We start from the raw sequence: 17,334 nt of genomic DNA on the forward strand, positions 1-17,334 counted from the left end.
ATTTCACATGGCGCCATGAGCTAGCCAGAAACGATTAATTAACTTGTTATTTGTATATAGAGAGAAAGAGAACCGACCCATGAAAAAAACTACGTTAGTGTTAAGTGCATTGGCATTAAGTATCGGTTTCGCCATGGGGCCGGTCTCTGCCGTTGCCGCAGAAACCGCCTCGTCCAGCACCCAGCAGCTCCCTAGCTTGGCACCGATGTTAGAGAAGGTTATGCCGTCGGTGGTCAGTATCAATGTCGAAGGCAGCGCACCGGTGCAAAATGCTGGGGTGCCAGATCAACTTCAACAATTCTTTGGCGGGAACTCTCCGCTGTGCCAAGAAGGATCTCCTTTCCAGGGATCGCCATTCTGCCAGGGTGGACCGGGCACCAACGGTGGTGATCAGCCAAGCCAGAAAGCTTTTCGCGGGTTGGGAGCCGGTGTCATTATTGACGCGACTAAAGGTTATGTCGTCACCAATAATCACGTGGTAGAAAATGCCAACAAAATTCAGGTACAGCTGAATGATGGGCGTAAATTTGATGGCAAAGTGATCGGTAAGGATCCTCGTACCGATATCGCTCTGATCCAGCTTAAAGACTTTAAAAACCTGACCGCGATTAAATTGGCCGATTCCGATCAACTCCGTGTGGGCGATTATACGGTAGCGATAGGTAACCCTTATGGCTTAGGAGAAACCGCTACCTCGGGTATTGTTTCGGCATTGGGGCGCAGTGGTCTGAATGTGGAAAATTATGAGAACTTCATCCAGACGGATGCGGCGATTAACCGTGGTAACTCCGGCGGTGCCTTGGTCAACCTGAACGGTGAGCTGATCGGGATTAATACCGCAATTTTGGCACCGGACGGCGGCAACATCGGCATCGGTTTTGCTATTCCGAGCAATATGGTGAAAAACCTGACGGCGCAGATGGTGGAATTCGGTCAGGTAAAACGTGGTGAACTCGGTATTATGGGCACTGAGCTGAATTCCGAATTGGCTAAGGCGATGAATGTGGATGCACAGAAAGGTGCCTTTATCAGTCAGGTATTGCCGAAGTCTTCAGCCGCTAAAGCCGGAATTAAAGCCGGTGACGTGATCGTCACCATGAACGGTAAGGCCATTTCCAGTTTTGCGGCCTTCCGTGCTGAAATCGGTACGCTGCCGGTGGGCAGTAAAATGACGTTGGGTCTGCTGCGGGACGGTAAGCCACTGACCGTGGATGTGACGCTGGAGCAAAGCACTCAGGCACAGGTTGAATCCGGCAATATTTATACCGGTATTGAAGGCGCTGAACTGAATAACTTTGATTCTGCTGGCAAGAAAGGAGTGAAGGTTGATAACGTGAAACCTGGCACTGCTGCCGCACGCATCGGCTTGAAAAAAGGAGATATTATCGTTGGTATTAACCAGAAACCGGTACAGAATCTGGGCGAGTTGCGCAAGATTCTCGACAGCAAACCACCAGTGTTAGCGTTAAATATTACCCGTGGTGATGCCACTATTTACCTGTTGATGCAGTAGTTATCTGTCTGTTTGCGAGGAGGGCAGGGTGATGAATCCTGCCCTTTTGTGATTGTTCAGTCTGCTTTACTTATTGATTCGTCAGCGCGTGGTGGCATCGTAATAGGGTTTTTTGCCGCTTGAATGACATTATCTATTTCATCAAGCAGTTCCAGCCATTCCGGCATTAAATCCTGACTTCCCACTTTTTGCCGTAGTTGCTGTTCAATATAGAAGCACAGCCGCTTTAACCGCGGTACACCGCTACAGGCGCAGCTACCATGCAACTTATGGATTAAATCGACGATATGGCCATCTTCTGCGCCATCGATAATCGCTTGTACTCGCTGTATAACCTGCGGCAGAAACGCCACCAGCATCGACAGCAACTCCTGCGCCAAATCTTCTTTATTGGCCGCCTGGCGAATCGCCAACGGCCAGTTGATCGAGCCTTCCCAGGCATTCGGCAGTGCATTTATCACGCTGACAGTCTTTTGCTGATGGGCGGGTTCATGTTGATAGAACCGCGCCAACGCCTGCGTCAAGCGGGTTTCATCAATAGGTTTGGCCAGATAATCGGCCATGCCGATCTTGAGAAACTGTTCCTGCTGACCACTGATTGCGTGGGCGGTGACGGCGATAATGGGCGTATTAGTATGGTTGGGTAGCTGGTGGATAAGCTCGCTGGCACGAATACCGTCAACTTCAGGCATCTGAATATCCATCAAAATCACATCCAGCGTGTGGTCACGAGCGATAGCGATGGCGGCTTCGCCGCTTTCACACAGGATAGTTTCTTCTACCTGTTCTTCCAGTAAGGTGCCAATGAGTTTCAGATTCGCGGGGTTATCATCGACCGCCATGACTCGTAGAGGCAAACGTGAGCCTTTGGTGACCGGTTCTACGGGGGCAGGCAGCGCGAGAGGGGTTTCTTTCAACAATAGTGGCATAAGCCGATTGGCAGAAACAGGCTTCACTAGACAGGCTTTGGCTCCTAGCTGTTTTAGCTGTTCTGCATCGATCTGCGATTGGCTTGGCAGAGCGAGAATAACCTGATCGGCCATTTTCAGCGCGGCGATTAACTTATCCTGATGACCTGCCATATTGGTGCGGAAGGGAATAGGGACACCGAGCAGCAGAATATCGTAGTGTTTATCGGCTAACTGAGCCAACGTCGGGCTGTGTGTTACCCGCAGCGGCGTGATGCTCAACATATCCAATGTGGCCTGCGCCGCCGCCGGATTCCGTTCTACATAGGCAAGATGCTTGCCAGCCAGGCTCTCCATCGTGGGTTGGCGGTATACCATGCCTTCATGCAGGTCGAGAGTGATATGGAAACGGAAGGTTGAACCTCGGTTCAGCTCGCTGTGGAAGCTGATATCGCCATCCATCTCTTTCACCAGACGTTCGGTGATAACCAAGCCTAATCCTGTGCCACCGTGGCGACGTGAAATACTGGCATCCGCCTGACGGAATGCTTGGAATAGTTGGGATTGCTGCTGTTCGGAAATACCAATACCGGTATCCTGAATTTCTACCGCCAGCTTGATTTGTCGACGGGTGTGAGAACGCAGGCTGACATGAATATCGACGTTGCCATTCTCGGTAAACTTAATCGCATTACCCAATAGATTGGTCATCACCTGTTGCAGACGCATTGAGTCGCCGACTACCTGTTCCGGCACATCGTTATTGACCTGCATGGTGAGTTCCAGCCCTTTCTCATGGGCGGTATGAGCCAGCAAAATCACCACTTCATCCAGCGTTTCCCGCAGTGGGAAAGGAATATGTTCCAGCACCAGTTTTTCTGCTTCCAGCTTGGAAAAGTCCAATACATCATTAATGATGGATAACAGATTATTCGCCGAACGTTGAATAGTTTGCAGGTAATCGGTTTGTGTCGGCGTGAGTGAGGTTTTTAACGTTTGTCGGGTAAAACCGATAACGCCATTCAACGGCGTCCGCAATTCATGGGACATATTGGCCAGAAACTCGGATTTAATGCGCGCGGCTTCCTGAGCCCGCTTTTTGGCTAACCCCAGCTCGACGTTCTGGATTTCCATCTGCTCCAGCGTTTCCCGCAAATCCGACGTTGCCTGATCAATATTCTGTTGCATTTCCTCATGATAGGCTGCCAACGACATGGCCATCGAGTTAATCCCGTTTTTCAGAATATTCAATTCTCCCAGCATATGCCCCTCAACCCGACTGTCTAGTTGACCACGTCGAATCCGATCGACGGTATTGACCATATTACGGATTGGGCCGGTCACGTCACGCATCAGACGATAGGCAAACAAAATGGCAATACACAGGCTGAACAACAGTAACAGCGTGGAAATAAACACTTCTTTGTACTGTTGCAGTCGAACCGATTGTAAATCCAGATCTATGGAGATATAGCCCAGCGGGCGGTTATTAATATTGTCTTCTGGCGGTTTATCGCTGGATAAATTGTATTCCGAAACGATTGGCATACGCAGTATCAGTGAATCACCGCGATAGGTCAGCATCAGGGAATTGGGGATCGGTATGTTATTCGGCAGTCTTAATTGTGACGAGTTGTAATTATAGTTAGAAGTGACAAAAAGATTATTATCTGTGTCAAAAACGGCAATTGACCGAACAATATATGAATGGCGTCGATGTAACAGATTAATTAACTGTCTTACTGTATCGCGGTTGCGAAATGTCATGCCGTATTCACTGGCCACAGCTAGCGGTTCAATAATACTGGTACCGGCGTTAACTACTTGGTTTTGCAGCTCATTATAGCGATGCACCATAAAAGATGTACTGAGTAACAGCCCAAGAAGCAGCGTAGGGGCTAAGATTAGTATCATCATGCGCGCGCGAAGACTGTATTTGGTCATGGTATTCCAATGTGGGAGAATGAGCAGCTTACAAAACCCAGTGCATAATCAATCAACTATTATGGCGCAATTCTACTCTCCAAACCGTCGCGTGACGACACGACAAATGATAACTGTGACCGCAAACGATCTCGATCCCTTCGGGCAGGGTGTTGCACATTATCGGGGCAAAGCAATTTTCGTCCCCGGCATATTGCCCGGTGAACAGGCTGAGATCCAATTAACTGAAGATAAACGCCAATTTTCCCGAGGCAAGGTTAAACAGCGCCTAAACACTAGTGATGAAAGAGTTTCTCCTCGCTGCCCACATTTTGGTACTTGTGGTGGCTGCCAGCAGCAACATGCCGCGACAGATTTACAGCAGCGCAGTAAAGCTGCTTATCTGCAACGCCTGATAGCGCGCGAAACCGGGGTAGCACCTGAAGCAGAATCAATCATTTGTGGGCCGGAATACGGTTATCGACGGCGGGCGCGTTTGGGGTTGTGCTATCAATCTAAGCAGCATCGTCTGGTTATGGGATTTCGTCAGGTGGCTTCTCACGATTTGGTGGCCATCAACCAATGCCCGGTGCTACGGCCTGAATTGGAGTGTTTATTAGCGCCACTTTACCGCTGTTTGTCAGCATTGCCGTCAGTTAAGCGTCTCGGGCATGTAGAATTGGTGCTAGCTGACAATGGACCATTGCTGGTATTACGTCATCTTGATAACTTAAAATCGACTGATCGTGCAGCACTGTTGGCTTTTTCTCTACAGGAAAATGTAGCGATATATCTGGCTCCAGATGAAAACCATCTGGAGAGGCGGGTGGGTGATGAACCTTATTACCAGATAGACGGTCTACGCTTAGCCTTTAATCCACGCGATTTTATTCAGGTCAACCCTACGGTTAACCAGAAAATGGTTGCGCAGGCGCTGGAGTGGCTGGATGTACATCCCGATGAGCGGGTGCTGGATTTATTCTGCGGTATGGGGAATTTCACCTTGCCGCTGGCGCGCCATGCCCGGCAGGTTGTCGGTATAGAAGGGGTTGCGACGCTGGTAGCGAATGGGCAGTATAATGCGCAGATTAATTCGCTATCGAATGTTTCGTTCTTTCATGAAAACCTGGAAGAAGACATTGATAAACAGCCGTGGGCAGCGCAGGGCTTTGATAAAATATTATTGGACCCGGCGCGGGCTGGTGCTGCTGGAGTGATGTTACATATAGTGAAGCTGGCGCCGAAACGTGTGGTGTATGTCTCTTGCAATCCCACCACGCTGGCACGAGACAGTCATGTGTTATTAGACGCCGGTTACCGTCTTGCTCGTGTGCGTATGTTAGATATGTTTCCGCACACGGGGCATCTTGAGTCAATGGCGCTGTTTATACGATAGAGGCCAATGACCACTGAGTAGGGAGAAGTTATGGTTGCGGTAAGAAGTGCACATTTGAATCCGGCGGGCGAGTTTGCTCTCGACGATTGGATCGCCAGCTTGGGTCTTCCCAACCCGCAGTCATGTGAGCGATTAGCCGAAACCTGGCGTTACTGTGAACAACAAACAACAGGCCATCCTGATGCTTCGCTATTACTATGGCGCGGCTTGGAAATGGTCGAAATACTCTCAACTCTGAGTATGGATAATGACAGTATGCGCGCTGCGCTACTGTTCCCGTTGGTCGATGCCAATATCATCAACGAAGAAACCCTTACCGAACAATTTGGCAAGGGCATCACCTATCTGGTACATGGCGTACGGGATATGGATGCCATTCGCCAGTTAAAAGCCACCACCAACGATTCGATGAGCTCCGAGCAGGTGGATAATGTCCGCCGGATGCTATTGGCAATGGTGGAAGATTTCCGCTGCGTGGTCATCAAACTGGCGGAACGTATCGCCCATCTGCGGGAAGTGAAAGATGCCCCGGAAGATGAAAGAGTATTGGCGGCTAAAGAGTGTTCCAATATTTATGCGCCATTGGCTAACCGTTTGGGTATCGGCCAGATCAAATGGGAACTGGAAGATTTCTGCTTCCGTTATCTGCATCCCGATGAATACAAACAAATTGCCAAACTACTCCACGAGCGTCGCATCGATCGCGAGCAATTTATTGATGATTTTGTCGCTTCATTACGTCAGGCCATGGCTGATGAAGGTATAAAAGCTGATATTTATGGTCGCCCCAAACATATCTACAGTATCTGGCGCAAAATGCAGAAGAAGTCACTGGCATTCGACGAGCTGTTTGATGTCCGCGCCGTGCGGGTGGTGGTAGAGCGTTTGCAGGATTGCTATGCGGCACTGGGTATCGTTCATACTCATTTTCGGCATTTGCCCGATGAGTTCGATGACTATGTCGCCAATCCAAAACCCAATGGCTACCAATCAATCCACACGGTGGTGCTGGGGCCGCGCGGTAAAACGCTGGAAATTCAGATCCGTACCCGCCAGATGCATGAAGATGCCGAACTGGGCGTCGCCGCACACTGGAAATATAAAGAAGGTGCGGTGGCAGCAGGGCGTTCTGGCTATGAAGGCCGGATTGCCTGGTTGCGCAAGCTGATTACCTGGCAGGAAGAAATGGCGGATTCCGGTGAAATGCTGGATGAAGTCCGTAGCCAGGTCTTTGACGATCGAGTGTATGTGTTTACGCCAAAAGGCGATGTGATTGATTTGCCAGCAGGTTCCACGCCGCTGGACTTTGCCTATCATATTCACAGTGATGTCGGTCACCGGTGTATCGGTGCGAAGATCGGTGGGCGCATTGTGCCTTTCACTTATCAACTGCAAATGGGGGATCAGATTGAAATCATCACCCAGAAGCATCCCAACCCAAGCCGTGACTGGCTGAATCCGAATCTCGGTTATGTGACCACCAGCCGTGGCCGCGCCAAAATTCATAACTGGTTCCGCAAACAGGATCGAGATAAAAACATTCTGGCGGGTCGCCAAATGCTGGATGACGAATTGGAACATATGGATATCAGCCTGAAAGAGGCCGAAAAACTGTTGGTTCCACGTTATAACATGAATTCTTTGGATGAAGTGTTGGCGGCTATTGGCGGTGGCGATATCCGTTTGAACCAGATGGTGAATTTCCTACAAGGGAAACTCAATAAACCGACGGCGGAAGAGGCCGATCTGCAAGCGTTGCGCCATCTCACGCAGAAAACCCAGCAGCCAGCCCGTAACAGTAGTAAAGACAGTGGCCGCATTGTGGTAGAAGGTGTGGGTAATCTGATGCATCACATTGCCCGTTGCTGCCAGCCGATTCCAGGCGACGAAATCATCGGCTTTATCACGCAGGGGCGAGGGATCTCCATCCACCGTGCTGATTGTGAACAATTACAGGATCTGCAATCTCACGCCCCGGAGCGCATTGTCGATGCGGTGTGGGGGGAAAGCTATTCCAGTGGTTATTCGCTGGTGGTGCGTGTAACAGCGAATGACCGCAGCGGCTTATTGCGTGATATCACTACCATTTTGGCGAATGAAAAAGTGAATGTTTTGGGTGTCGCCAGCCGTAGTGATACGAAAAAAATGCTGGCGACCATCGATATGAATATCGAAATCTATAATCTACAGGTATTAGGACGCGTGCTGGCGAAGCTCAACCAGTTGCCGGATGTGATCGATGCCCGGCGGTTACATGGTAATTAATAGGTAACTTTAACTTTAATGATAATGGCTTCTTGCCATTTTAATCGTGGTCAGCGCTGCTCCTCCAGGATACGCGCTGACCACGATCCACAATCCAGCACTCGCTACGCTTTGATTATCCAAAATAAAAGTGAATAAATAACTATGACCACCACTGAAAACACCCCAGCGTCCGCGGCTTTGGCCTTACAGCGCCTGTTGGATATCATGCGTACTTTGCGTGACCCTGAGAATGGCTGTCCATGGGATCGTAAACAGACTTTCGATACCATCGCACCCTACACGCTAGAAGAAACTTACGAAGTGCTTGATGCGATTCAGCGGAAAGACTTTGACGATTTACGAGATGAACTCGGGGATTTACTGTTTCAAATCGTGTTTTACGCGCAAATGGGACAAGAACAGGGACGATTTGCCTTTGACGATATTTGTCACGCTGTCAGTGACAAGCTGGAACGTCGTCATCCTCATGTCTTCCCACCATCTGGGCAATCGATGGCAGAAAGCGTGCCGGACAGCGCAGAAATCATTGCTGGTTGGGAACAGCGCAAAGCCGGTGAGCGAGCGGACAAAGCCCTGTATTCTGCATTAGATGATATTCCCAATGCGCTGCCAGCCTTGATGAAGGCGCATAAAATTCAGAAGCGTTGTGCGGCAGTCGGCTTTGATTGGAATACGCTTGGCCCAGTGCTGGATAAAGTTTACGAAGAAATCGACGAAGTGATGTTCGAAGCGAAACAGGCTGTAGTGGACGAGGAAAAACTGGGCGAAGAAATCGGAGATTTACTGTTTGCTACGGTCAATTTATCCCGCCATTTGGGGCATAAAGCGGAAAATGCTCTACAGGCGGCAAATCGTAAATTCGAACGGCGTTTTCGTAAGGTAGAACAAATAGTTACAGCTTCTGGTCGCACAATGGAAACCGCTTCACTGGCTGAAATGGAAGCGGCCTGGCAGCAAGTTAAAAAGCAAGAAACTGAAATCTAAGGTGTTTTAATTCATTTGAACGATGGTTGTTGAATTTTAATTACGTTAATATATTGAATTATAACGGATAGGAAGACGATGTTCAGCGCGCTTTATACCGGGAAAACCCGCTAAGGCGTTTAGATCATTTGTAGCGAAACCAAGGTTCGAGTATACTACTTTCCCGTCCTGGTACTTCCATCGTCTTTAAACCTAAACTCTCAGGTTCAGCATGACAACTAATTATATTTTTGTGACCGGCGGGGTTGTATCCTCTCTGGGTAAAGGCATTGCCGCAGCCTCTCTCGCGGCTATTCTTGAAGCCCGTGGCCTCAAAGTTACCATCATGAAACTGGACCCGTATATCAACGTGGATCCGGGCACCATGAGCCCGACACAACACGGAGAAGTTTTCGTCACCGAAGATGGTGCTGAGACCGATCTGGATTTAGGGCACTATGAGCGCTTCATTCGCACCAAAATGACTCGTCGCAACAATTTCACTACGGGTCGTATCTACTCTGAAGTTCTGCGTAAAGAACGCCGTGGTGACTATCTGGGTGCGACTATCCAGGTTATTCCTCATATTACCAATGCTATCAAAGAACGTATCATTGAAGGTGGCGAAGGTCACGACGTGGTATTGGTTGAAATTGGTGGCACTGTAGGTGATATCGAATCTCTGCCATTCCTGGAAGCGATTCGTCAGATGGCGGTTGATGTTGGCCGCGAGCATACTTTGTATATGCACCTGACACTGGTTCCTTACCTGGCTGCGGCTGGCGAAGTGAAAACCAAGCCAACACAACATTCGGTCAAAGAACTACTTTCTATTGGTATTCAGCCAGATGTGCTGATTTGCCGTTCAGATCGCGCCGTTCCTGCTAATGAGCGGGCAAAAATCGCCTTGTTCTGTAATGTGCCAGAGAAGGCGGTTATCTCCCTTAAAGATGTTGATTCCATTTATAAAATCCCTGGCCTCTTGAAATCACAGGGCCTTGACGATTATATTTGTAAACGATTCAGCTTAACTTGTCCTGAAGCAAATCTTGCCGAGTGGGAACAGGTATTATACGAAGAGTCCAATCCGGGTGGTGAAGTCACTATTGGGATGATCGGTAAATACGTTGAACTGCCGGATGCCTACAAATCCGTGATCGAAGCCTTGAAGCACGGCGGGTTGAAAAACCGTCTTACCGTGAACATCAAGCTGATCGATTCTCAGGATGTAGAAACCCGCGGCGACGAAATGCTGAAAGGGCTTGATGCTATCCTGATTCCGGGTGGTTTCGGCTACCGTGGTGTGGAAGGCAAAGTGGCTGCGGCACGTTATGCTCGTGAACACAATATTCCTTATCTGGGTATTTGCCTGGGTATGCAAGTTGCACTGATGGAGTTTGCCCGTCATGTCGCGGGTATGGAAAACGCCAACTCCACCGAATTTGTGCCAGACTGTAAGTATCCGGTGGTCGCGTTGATCACTGAATGGCGTGATGAAGACGGTAACGTCGAAGTCCGTACGGAAGAAAGCGATTTGGGCGGTACCATGCGTGTCGGTGGGCAGCAATGCAACCTGACCGACGGTAGCTTGGTACGTCAGATGTATGGTGAACCAACGATTGTTGAACGCCATCGCCATCGCTATGAAGTAAACAATATGTTGTTGAAGCAGATTGAAGCTGCCGGTTTACGTGTTGCTGGGCGCTCTGCGGATAACAAACTGGTGGAAATCATTGAGTTGCCAAATCATCCGTGGTTTGTTGCTTGTCAGTTCCACCCTGAATTTACTTCGACGCCACGTGATGGTCACCCGTTGTTCGCCGGCTTTGTGAAAGCGGCTGGTGAGTATCAGAAGCGCCAGGTGAAATAAAATATTTGATAGGGGGGCGGCTGAGATGTCGCCCCCTCTGTCTGGAGTTTTAGTTTAACTTGTACTGAGGAAAATCTAATGTCCAAAATCGTTAAAGTCATCGGTCGCGAAATCATCGACTCCCGTGGTAACCCAACTGTAGAAGCTGAAGTTCATCTGGAAGGCGGTTTCGTTGGTTTGGCCGCTGCACCATCAGGTGCTTCTACCGGTTCCCGTGAAGCACTGGAACTGCGTGACGGTGACAAGTCCCGTTTCCTGGGCAAAGGCGTTTTGAAAGCGGTTGCTGCGGTTAATGGCCCGATTGCTCAGGCTGTGATGGGTAAAGATGCTAAAGACCAGGCGAACATCGATAAAATCATGATCGATCTGGACGGTACCGAAAATAAATCCCAATTCGGTGCTAACGCTATTCTGGCTGTGTCTCTGGCTGCTGCCAAAGCTGCCGCCGCGTCTAAAGGCATGCCTCTGTACGCACACATTGCTGAACTGAACGGTACTCCAGGCCAATACTCTATGCCACTGCCGATGATGAACATCATCAATGGCGGCGAGCACGCAGACAACAACGTTGATATCCAAGAGTTTATGATTCAGCCTGTTGGCGCTAAAACGCTGAAAGAAGCTGTCCGTATGGGTTCTGAAGTGTTCCATCATTTGGCTAAGGTATTGAAAGCCAAAGGTATGAACACTGCTGTGGGTGACGAAGGTGGCTATGCGCCAAACCTGGGTTCTAACGCCGAAGCACTGGCTGTTATCGCTGAAGCGGTAAAAGCAGCGGGTTACGTGCTGGGCAAAGACATCACTCTGGCTATGGACTGCGCAGCGTCTGAATTCTACAAAGACGGTAAATATGTTCTGGCTGGCGAAGGCAACAAAGCTTTCACTTCTGAAGAGTTCACTCACTTCCTGGAAGAACTGACCAAACAGTACCCAATCGTCTCTATCGAAGACGGCTTGGACGAATCTGACTGGGCTGGCTTCAAATATCAGACCGAAGTTCTGGGCGACAAAATCCAGCTGGTGGGTGATGATCTGTTCGTCACCAACACCAAGATCCTGAAAGAAGGTATCGAAAAAGGCGTTGCTAACTCTATCCTGATTAAATTCAACCAGATCGGTTCTCTGACTGAAACTCTGGCTGCTATCAAGATGGCGAAAGACGCCGGTTATACTGCGGTGATCTCGCACCGTTCAGGTGAAACTGAAGATGCGACCATTGCTGACCTGGCGGTGGGTACTGCAGCTGGCCAGATCAAAACCGGTTCAATGAGCCGTTCTGATCGCGTTGCCAAGTACAACCAATTGATCCGTATTGAAGAAGCTCTGGGTAACGCAGCACCATTCAACGGCTTGAAAGAAGTTAAAGGTCAGTAATTTCTGAACCTGATATTTATTAAAGAACCCGCTTCGGCGGGTTTTTTTTTGTTCTTTATCTGTATGGTTAGCCAAAATGAATTTTACCTGGTTTGGTGCCTACGGCAGAATCTGCGATAATTGGCGATTACCCGTTGCCAGATAGAGATACTGATGCTGTACCCGATTAATGAGATGTTCCAGACTTTGCAGGGTGAGGGTTTTTTCACCGGCGTTCCAGCGATATTCGTCCGTTTGCAAGGTTGCCCAGTAGGGTGCAGCTGGTGTGACACTAAGCATACCTGGGAGAAGAATGTCGATCGGGAAGTCGATGTGCAGCGAATTTTAGTGAAAACTGAAGAAAGCGATGCTTGGGGAAATGCCAGCGAACAGCAATTATTAGCGATTTTTCGCCAGCAGGGTTACACGGCACGCCATGTAGTGATTACCGGTGGAGAACCTTGTATTTACGACTTGTCACCGTTAACTACTTTGCTGGAGCAAGAAGGTTTCAGTTGCCAGATTGAAACCAGCGGCACTCACGAAGTCCACTGTTCGGCTACAACCTGGGTGACTGTCTCGCCAAAAGTAAATATGCGCGGCGGATTAACGGTGCTGGATCAGGCATTAATCCGGGCTGACGAAATAAAACATCCAGTCGGACGGATAAGAGACATTGAAGCGCTGGATATATTGCTGGAAAGATTACATGACGATAAGGCGCGGATTATTGCATTACAGCCAATTAGTCAAAAAGAAGAGGCGACTCGGTTGTGCATCGAAACCTGTATTGCCCGCAACTGGCGTTTATCCATGCAGACTCACAAATATCTGAATATAGCCTGATATTGGTAGGCACAGGGCTGAATGATGCTCTCCAGCCCTGACCTTACCTTGCCATATTAACCGCGATAAATGCAGCCTGCCGAGCAGGTTTCTTTTACCATTACTGCACTTAGCTCCGGCAATTGTGGTTTTAGCTGCTGCCAAATCCAGGCTGCCAATACTTCACTGGTTGGATTCTCCAAACCAGCAATATCGTTCAGATAATGGTGATCCAGACGATCCCAAATAGGCTGAAAGGCCGCTTTCAGCTCGGCGAAGTCCATCACCCAACCGCTATGAGCATCGACTTCACCAGTTACTTCCAAGCGAACCATAAATGAATGGCCGTGTAATCGACCACATTTGTGGCCTTCCGCGACATTCGGTAACCGATGTGCAGCTTCAAACTGAAAATCTTTAAACAAAGTGGTGCTCATCATTCAGGCCTTTTTGACTCAAAAACCGCCGCATAGTACCGGAAACTGGCCGCGCAAGCTATGTTTGCCGTCATCGTCGGACAGGAATTCTGCATCGGCTATCCACTATGTTTTTGATTTTCCCTCCCCAGTCAGCCATTTTTTCGGATAATTGGGGACGGATAAATTTTCCCATCAGTTGAACAGTTTAATTCGTATCCCATAGCGGAAAAACTGCTTAGTTGTTTTGGTTATTAATTATTTCTATCGCTTCTTTAAGGGTTACCATCCAGATGGTTAACCTTACAAACATAAAGATTTAGTTGCCGAAAAAATATCGGACTGACATTGGCTAAAGCACAAGGGAATTCGTACTGCGATGACGACTCAGGCTCCTCCAACTTCATTACTCCCGCTTTCGCCGGAGCAACTTGCGCGCTTGCAAGCGACAATCGGTGAGTTTTCACCGACACAACTGGCCTGGCTGTCTGGTTATTTCTGGGGCAGGGCTAATCAACAACCCGAAACGGCAACGCCAGCCGTTGCTGCGCCGGAAGCATTGACCATCACCGTAATTTCAGCCTCGCAGACCGGTAATGCTCGTCGTCTGGCGGAACAGCTACGTGATGATTTATTGGTGGCAAAGCTCAATGTCAATCTGGTGAATGCCGGTGATTACAAATTCAAGCAAATTGCGCAAGAACGGCTATTAATCATTATCGCCTCAACCCAGGGCGAGGGGGATCCAGCAGAAGAAGCGGTAGCGCTGTATAAATTCCTGTTCTCTAAAAAAGCCCCCACGTTGCCTGAAACCGCATTTGCGGTATTGGGTCTGGGCGATAGCTCCTATGAGTATTTCTGTCAGGCTGGGAAGGATTTCGATACTCGCTTGGCCGAGCTGGGTGCCGAGCGTTTGCTGGAGCGTATCGATGCTGATGTTGAATACCAAGCACCGGCTAGCCAATGGCGGCAGCAGGTCGTTGCCCTTCTGCAAGCTCGAGTGCCAGTGCAGTCAGCCAGCGCTGTGGCACAAACGCTAAGCGGTACGCTTGATGAGATCACCAGCAGCCCCTATAGCAAAGGCACACCGTTAACGGCACAGTTGGCGCTTAACCAGAAAATTACCGGTCGCTATTCAGAAAAAGATGTTCGTCATATTGAGATCGATCTCGCTGATTCCGGTTTGCGTTACCAACCGGGGGACGCGTTGGGAGTATGGTATGAAAATGATCCGGTATTGGTCGATGAGTTGCTGGGCTTATTGTGGTTGAAAGGTGATGAGCCGGTAACCGTTGATGGCAAGACGCTCCTATTGGCGCAGGCATTGTGTAGGCACTTTGAATTGACGCAAAATACCGCAATAATTGTGGATAAATACGCGGCACTGTCCCGTGATGAAAAACTGATTGCCTTACTGGCAGATAAAACCGAATTACAGTATTACGCTCATAACACGCCGATCGTTGATATGGTGCGTCAGGCACCGGCGGACTTGAATGCCGATCAACTGATTACCTTGTTACGTCCACTTGCCCCTCGTTTGTATTCAATTGCCTCGTCTCAAGCGGAGAATGAAACAGAAGTGCATATCACCGTTGGTATCGTGCGTTACGATATTGATGGACGCCCACGGAGCGGCGGAGCCTCTGGATTCCTTGCCGATCGTTTGGACATTGACGGTGATGTCCGCGTGTTTATCGAGCATAACGATAATTTTCGTCTGCCAGCCAGCCCTGAGACTCCAGTAATAATGATTGGCCCAGGCACGGGTATTGCGCCATTTCGCGCCTTTATGCAACAGCGTGATGCCGAAGGTGCTACGGGTGAAAACTGGTTGTTCTTTGGCAATCCGCATTTTACTGATGATTTTCTGTATCAGGTTGAATGGCAGCGTTATGTCAAAGAAGGCCTGCTAACGCATATCGATCTGGCTTGGTCGCGGGATCAGCCACAAAAAATATATGTGCAAGACAAACTGCGCGAGAAAGGTGCGGAGGTGTGGCGCTGGATTCAACAAGGTGCCCATATTTACGTCTGTGGTGATGCAAATCGTATGGCTAAAGATGTGGAAAAAGCGTTACTGGATGTGGTGGCTGAGCACGGTGGGATGGATGCCGAGCAAGCTGACGAATTTTTAAGTGAGCTGCGCTTTGCGCGCCGTTATCAGCGAGATGTGTACTGATGAATGATAAACACCCTGGACCACGGGTAGTGATGGGTAAATTGTCTGACGGCGAACGGATGAAGTCGCAAAGCAATTACCTGAGAGGCACGATTACCGAAGACTTGAATAACGGTCTGACTGGCGGTTTTACCGGTGATAACTTTCTGTTGATTCGGTTTCACGGAATGTATCAGCAGGATGACCGCGATATTCGTGCCGAGCGGGCCGAGCAAAAGCTGGAGCCACGCCATGCCATGATGCTGCGCTGCCGTTTACCCGGCGGGATTATTACGCCACAACAGTGGCTAGGCATTGATAAATTTGCTGCGGATAACACCCTGTACGGTAGCATCCGTATTACCAATCGTCAGACTTTCCAGTTCCACGGTATTCTGAAAGATAAGGTAAAACCTGCTCATCAGTTATTGAATCAACTGGGGCTGGACGCGCTGGCGACCGCTAACGATGTTAATCGTAACGTGCTTTGTACGTCTAACCCGGTGGAGTCCGAACTGCATCAGGAAGCCTACGAGTGGGCGAAAAAGATTTCCGAGCATTTGCTGCCCCGCACTCGTGCCTATGCGGAAATCTGGCTGGATGCGGAAAAAGTGGCGACAACCGATGAAGAGCCGATTCTGGGGGCGACATATTTACCCCGTAAATTTAAAACCACTGTAGTTATTCCTCCACAAAATGATGTGGATCTGCACGCTAATGATTTGAACTTTGTGGCTGTGGCTGATAAAGGTAAATTAGTTGGTTTTAACGTATTGGTGGGTGGCGGTTTATCCATTGCTCACGGTGATAAAAATACTTATCCGCGTCAAGCCAGCGAATTTGGTTTCATTCCGTTGTCTCACACCTTGGCGGTGGCTGAAGCCGTCGTCACGACTCAACGTGATTGGGGCAATCGTACGGATCGTAAAAATGCCAAAACCAAGTATACGTTGGAGCGCGTTGGTGTAGAGGTGTTTAAAGCAGAAGTCGAGAAACGCGCGGGTATCAGCTTTACTGCGGTTAAACCCTATCAATTTACAGGGCGTGGTGATCGTATCGGCTGGGTAAAAGGGATAGATAAAAAATGGCATTTGACGTTATTTATCGAAAATGGTCGTCTGTTGGATTATCCCGATCGCAGCCTGAAAACTGGCGTGGCAGAAATTGCTAAAATTCATCAGGGTGATTTCCGTCTAACCGCCAATCAGAATCTGATTGTGGCAGGCATAGCGGAAAAAGATAAAGATCGCATCGAAGCATTAGCCCGCCAGCATGGTTTGATCGATGGCAGCGTGAGTCGCCAACGTGAGAATTCAATGGCTTGCGTCTCTTTCCCCACTTGTCCGTTGGCGATGGCGGAGGCGGAGCGTTTTCTGCCAGAGTTTGTTACTCAGATTGACCGTATTCTGCAAAAGCACCATTTAGCCGACGAACATATTGTTATGCGCATCACTGGCTGTCCGAACGGCTGTGGTCGTGCATTGCTGGCAGAAATGGGATTGGTGGGCAAAGCCGTTGGACGTTATAACCTGCATTTGGGCGGTAACCGCCAAGGCACGCGGATCCCACGGATGTATCGTGAGAATATTACCGCTGATGAAATTTTGGCGATTACCGATGAATTGGTCGGACGTTGGGCTAAAGAGCGTCATATTGATGAAGGTTTTGGTGACTTTGTTATCCGCGCTGGAATTGTAAAACCGGTGATTGATTCAGCCCGCGACTTTTATGAATGACA

The 17,334-nt window shown here is 49.1% G+C and carries 11 protein-coding genes; 9 read left to right on the plus strand and 2 right to left on the minus strand.

Annotated features, from left to right (window positions below; translation table 11 throughout):
* The first annotated feature begins 79 nt into the window (after positions 1 to 79).
* Complete coding sequence (gene degP, locus DJ39_RS06285) at positions 80 to 1,513, plus strand: serine endoprotease DegP (protein ID WP_004719126.1); 1,434 nt, start codon at positions 80 to 82, stop codon at positions 1,511 to 1,513.
* A 56-nt stretch (positions 1,514 to 1,569) separates the two neighbouring features.
* Here degP and barA read toward each other — a convergent pair whose 3' ends face one another.
* Positions 1,570 to 4,365 carry a two-component sensor histidine kinase BarA gene (gene barA / locus DJ39_RS06290; protein ID WP_045844460.1) on the minus strand — a complete coding sequence of 932 codons (2,796 nt, stop codon included), beginning with the start codon at positions 4,363 to 4,365 and terminating at the stop codon, positions 1,570 to 1,572.
* 61 nt (positions 4,366 to 4,426) lie between these two features.
* On the opposite strand from barA, the gene rlmD reads away from it, so the two are divergent.
* From rlmD to queE, 6 genes are all read left to right on the plus strand, one after another.
* A complete protein-coding gene (rlmD, locus tag DJ39_RS06295) occupies positions 4,427 to 5,740 on the plus strand; it encodes a 23S rRNA (uracil(1939)-C(5))-methyltransferase RlmD (RefSeq protein ID WP_038251687.1) in 1,314 nt (437 codons plus the stop codon).
* 30 nt (positions 5,741 to 5,770) lie between these two features.
* A complete protein-coding gene (relA, locus tag DJ39_RS06300) occupies positions 5,771 to 8,005 on the plus strand; it encodes a GTP diphosphokinase (RefSeq protein ID WP_004719129.1) in 2,235 nt (744 codons plus the stop codon).
* 144 nt (positions 8,006 to 8,149) lie between these two features.
* The gene (gene mazG / locus DJ39_RS06305) at positions 8,150 to 8,992 is read left to right on the plus strand and encodes a nucleoside triphosphate pyrophosphohydrolase (protein ID WP_004719130.1); all 843 of its coding nucleotides are present in this window, start codon (positions 8,150 to 8,152) and stop codon (positions 8,990 to 8,992) included.
* 211 nt (positions 8,993 to 9,203) lie between these two features.
* Positions 9,204 to 10,841 carry a glutamine hydrolyzing CTP synthase gene (gene pyrG, locus DJ39_RS06310; protein ID WP_004719131.1) on the plus strand — a complete coding sequence of 546 codons (1,638 nt, stop codon included), beginning with the start codon at positions 9,204 to 9,206 and terminating at the stop codon, positions 10,839 to 10,841.
* Between the two features lie 78 nt (positions 10,842 to 10,919).
* Positions 10,920 to 12,215 carry a phosphopyruvate hydratase gene (gene eno / locus DJ39_RS06315; protein WP_004719132.1) on the plus strand — a complete coding sequence of 432 codons (1,296 nt, stop codon included), beginning with the start codon at positions 10,920 to 10,922 and terminating at the stop codon, positions 12,213 to 12,215.
* A 153-nt stretch (positions 12,216 to 12,368) separates the two neighbouring features.
* Positions 12,369 to 13,040, plus strand: a complete 672-nt coding sequence (queE, locus tag DJ39_RS06320) for a 7-carboxy-7-deazaguanine synthase QueE (protein WP_038251241.1) — start codon at positions 12,369 to 12,371, stop codon at positions 13,038 to 13,040.
* A gap of 56 nt (positions 13,041 to 13,096) precedes the next feature.
* Here queE and queD read toward each other — a convergent pair whose 3' ends face one another.
* The gene (gene queD / locus DJ39_RS06325; protein ID WP_038245031.1) at positions 13,097 to 13,456 is read right to left on the minus strand and encodes a 6-carboxytetrahydropterin synthase QueD; all 360 of its coding nucleotides are present in this window, start codon (positions 13,454 to 13,456) and stop codon (positions 13,097 to 13,099) included.
* A 358-nt stretch (positions 13,457 to 13,814) separates the two neighbouring features.
* On the opposite strand from queD, the gene cysJ reads away from it, so the two are divergent.
* Both cysJ and cysI read left to right on the plus strand, forming a co-directional pair.
* Positions 13,815 to 15,617, plus strand: a complete 1,803-nt coding sequence (gene cysJ / locus DJ39_RS06330; protein ID WP_004719136.1) for an NADPH-dependent assimilatory sulfite reductase flavoprotein subunit — start codon at positions 13,815 to 13,817, stop codon at positions 15,615 to 15,617.
* Positions 15,617 to 17,332: an assimilatory sulfite reductase (NADPH) hemoprotein subunit gene (gene cysI / locus DJ39_RS06335; RefSeq protein WP_038245036.1), complete on the plus strand. Its 1,716-nt coding sequence runs from the start codon at positions 15,617 to 15,619 to the stop codon at positions 17,330 to 17,332. The genes cysJ and cysI overlap by 1 nt, the downstream gene beginning before the upstream one ends.
* The last annotated feature ends 2 nt before the right edge of the window (positions 17,333 to 17,334 follow it).

It is taken from the genome of Yersinia ruckeri ATCC 29473, from assembly GCF_000754815.1.
Classification (GTDB): Bacteria; Pseudomonadota; Gammaproteobacteria; order Enterobacterales; family Enterobacteriaceae; genus Yersinia; species Yersinia ruckeri.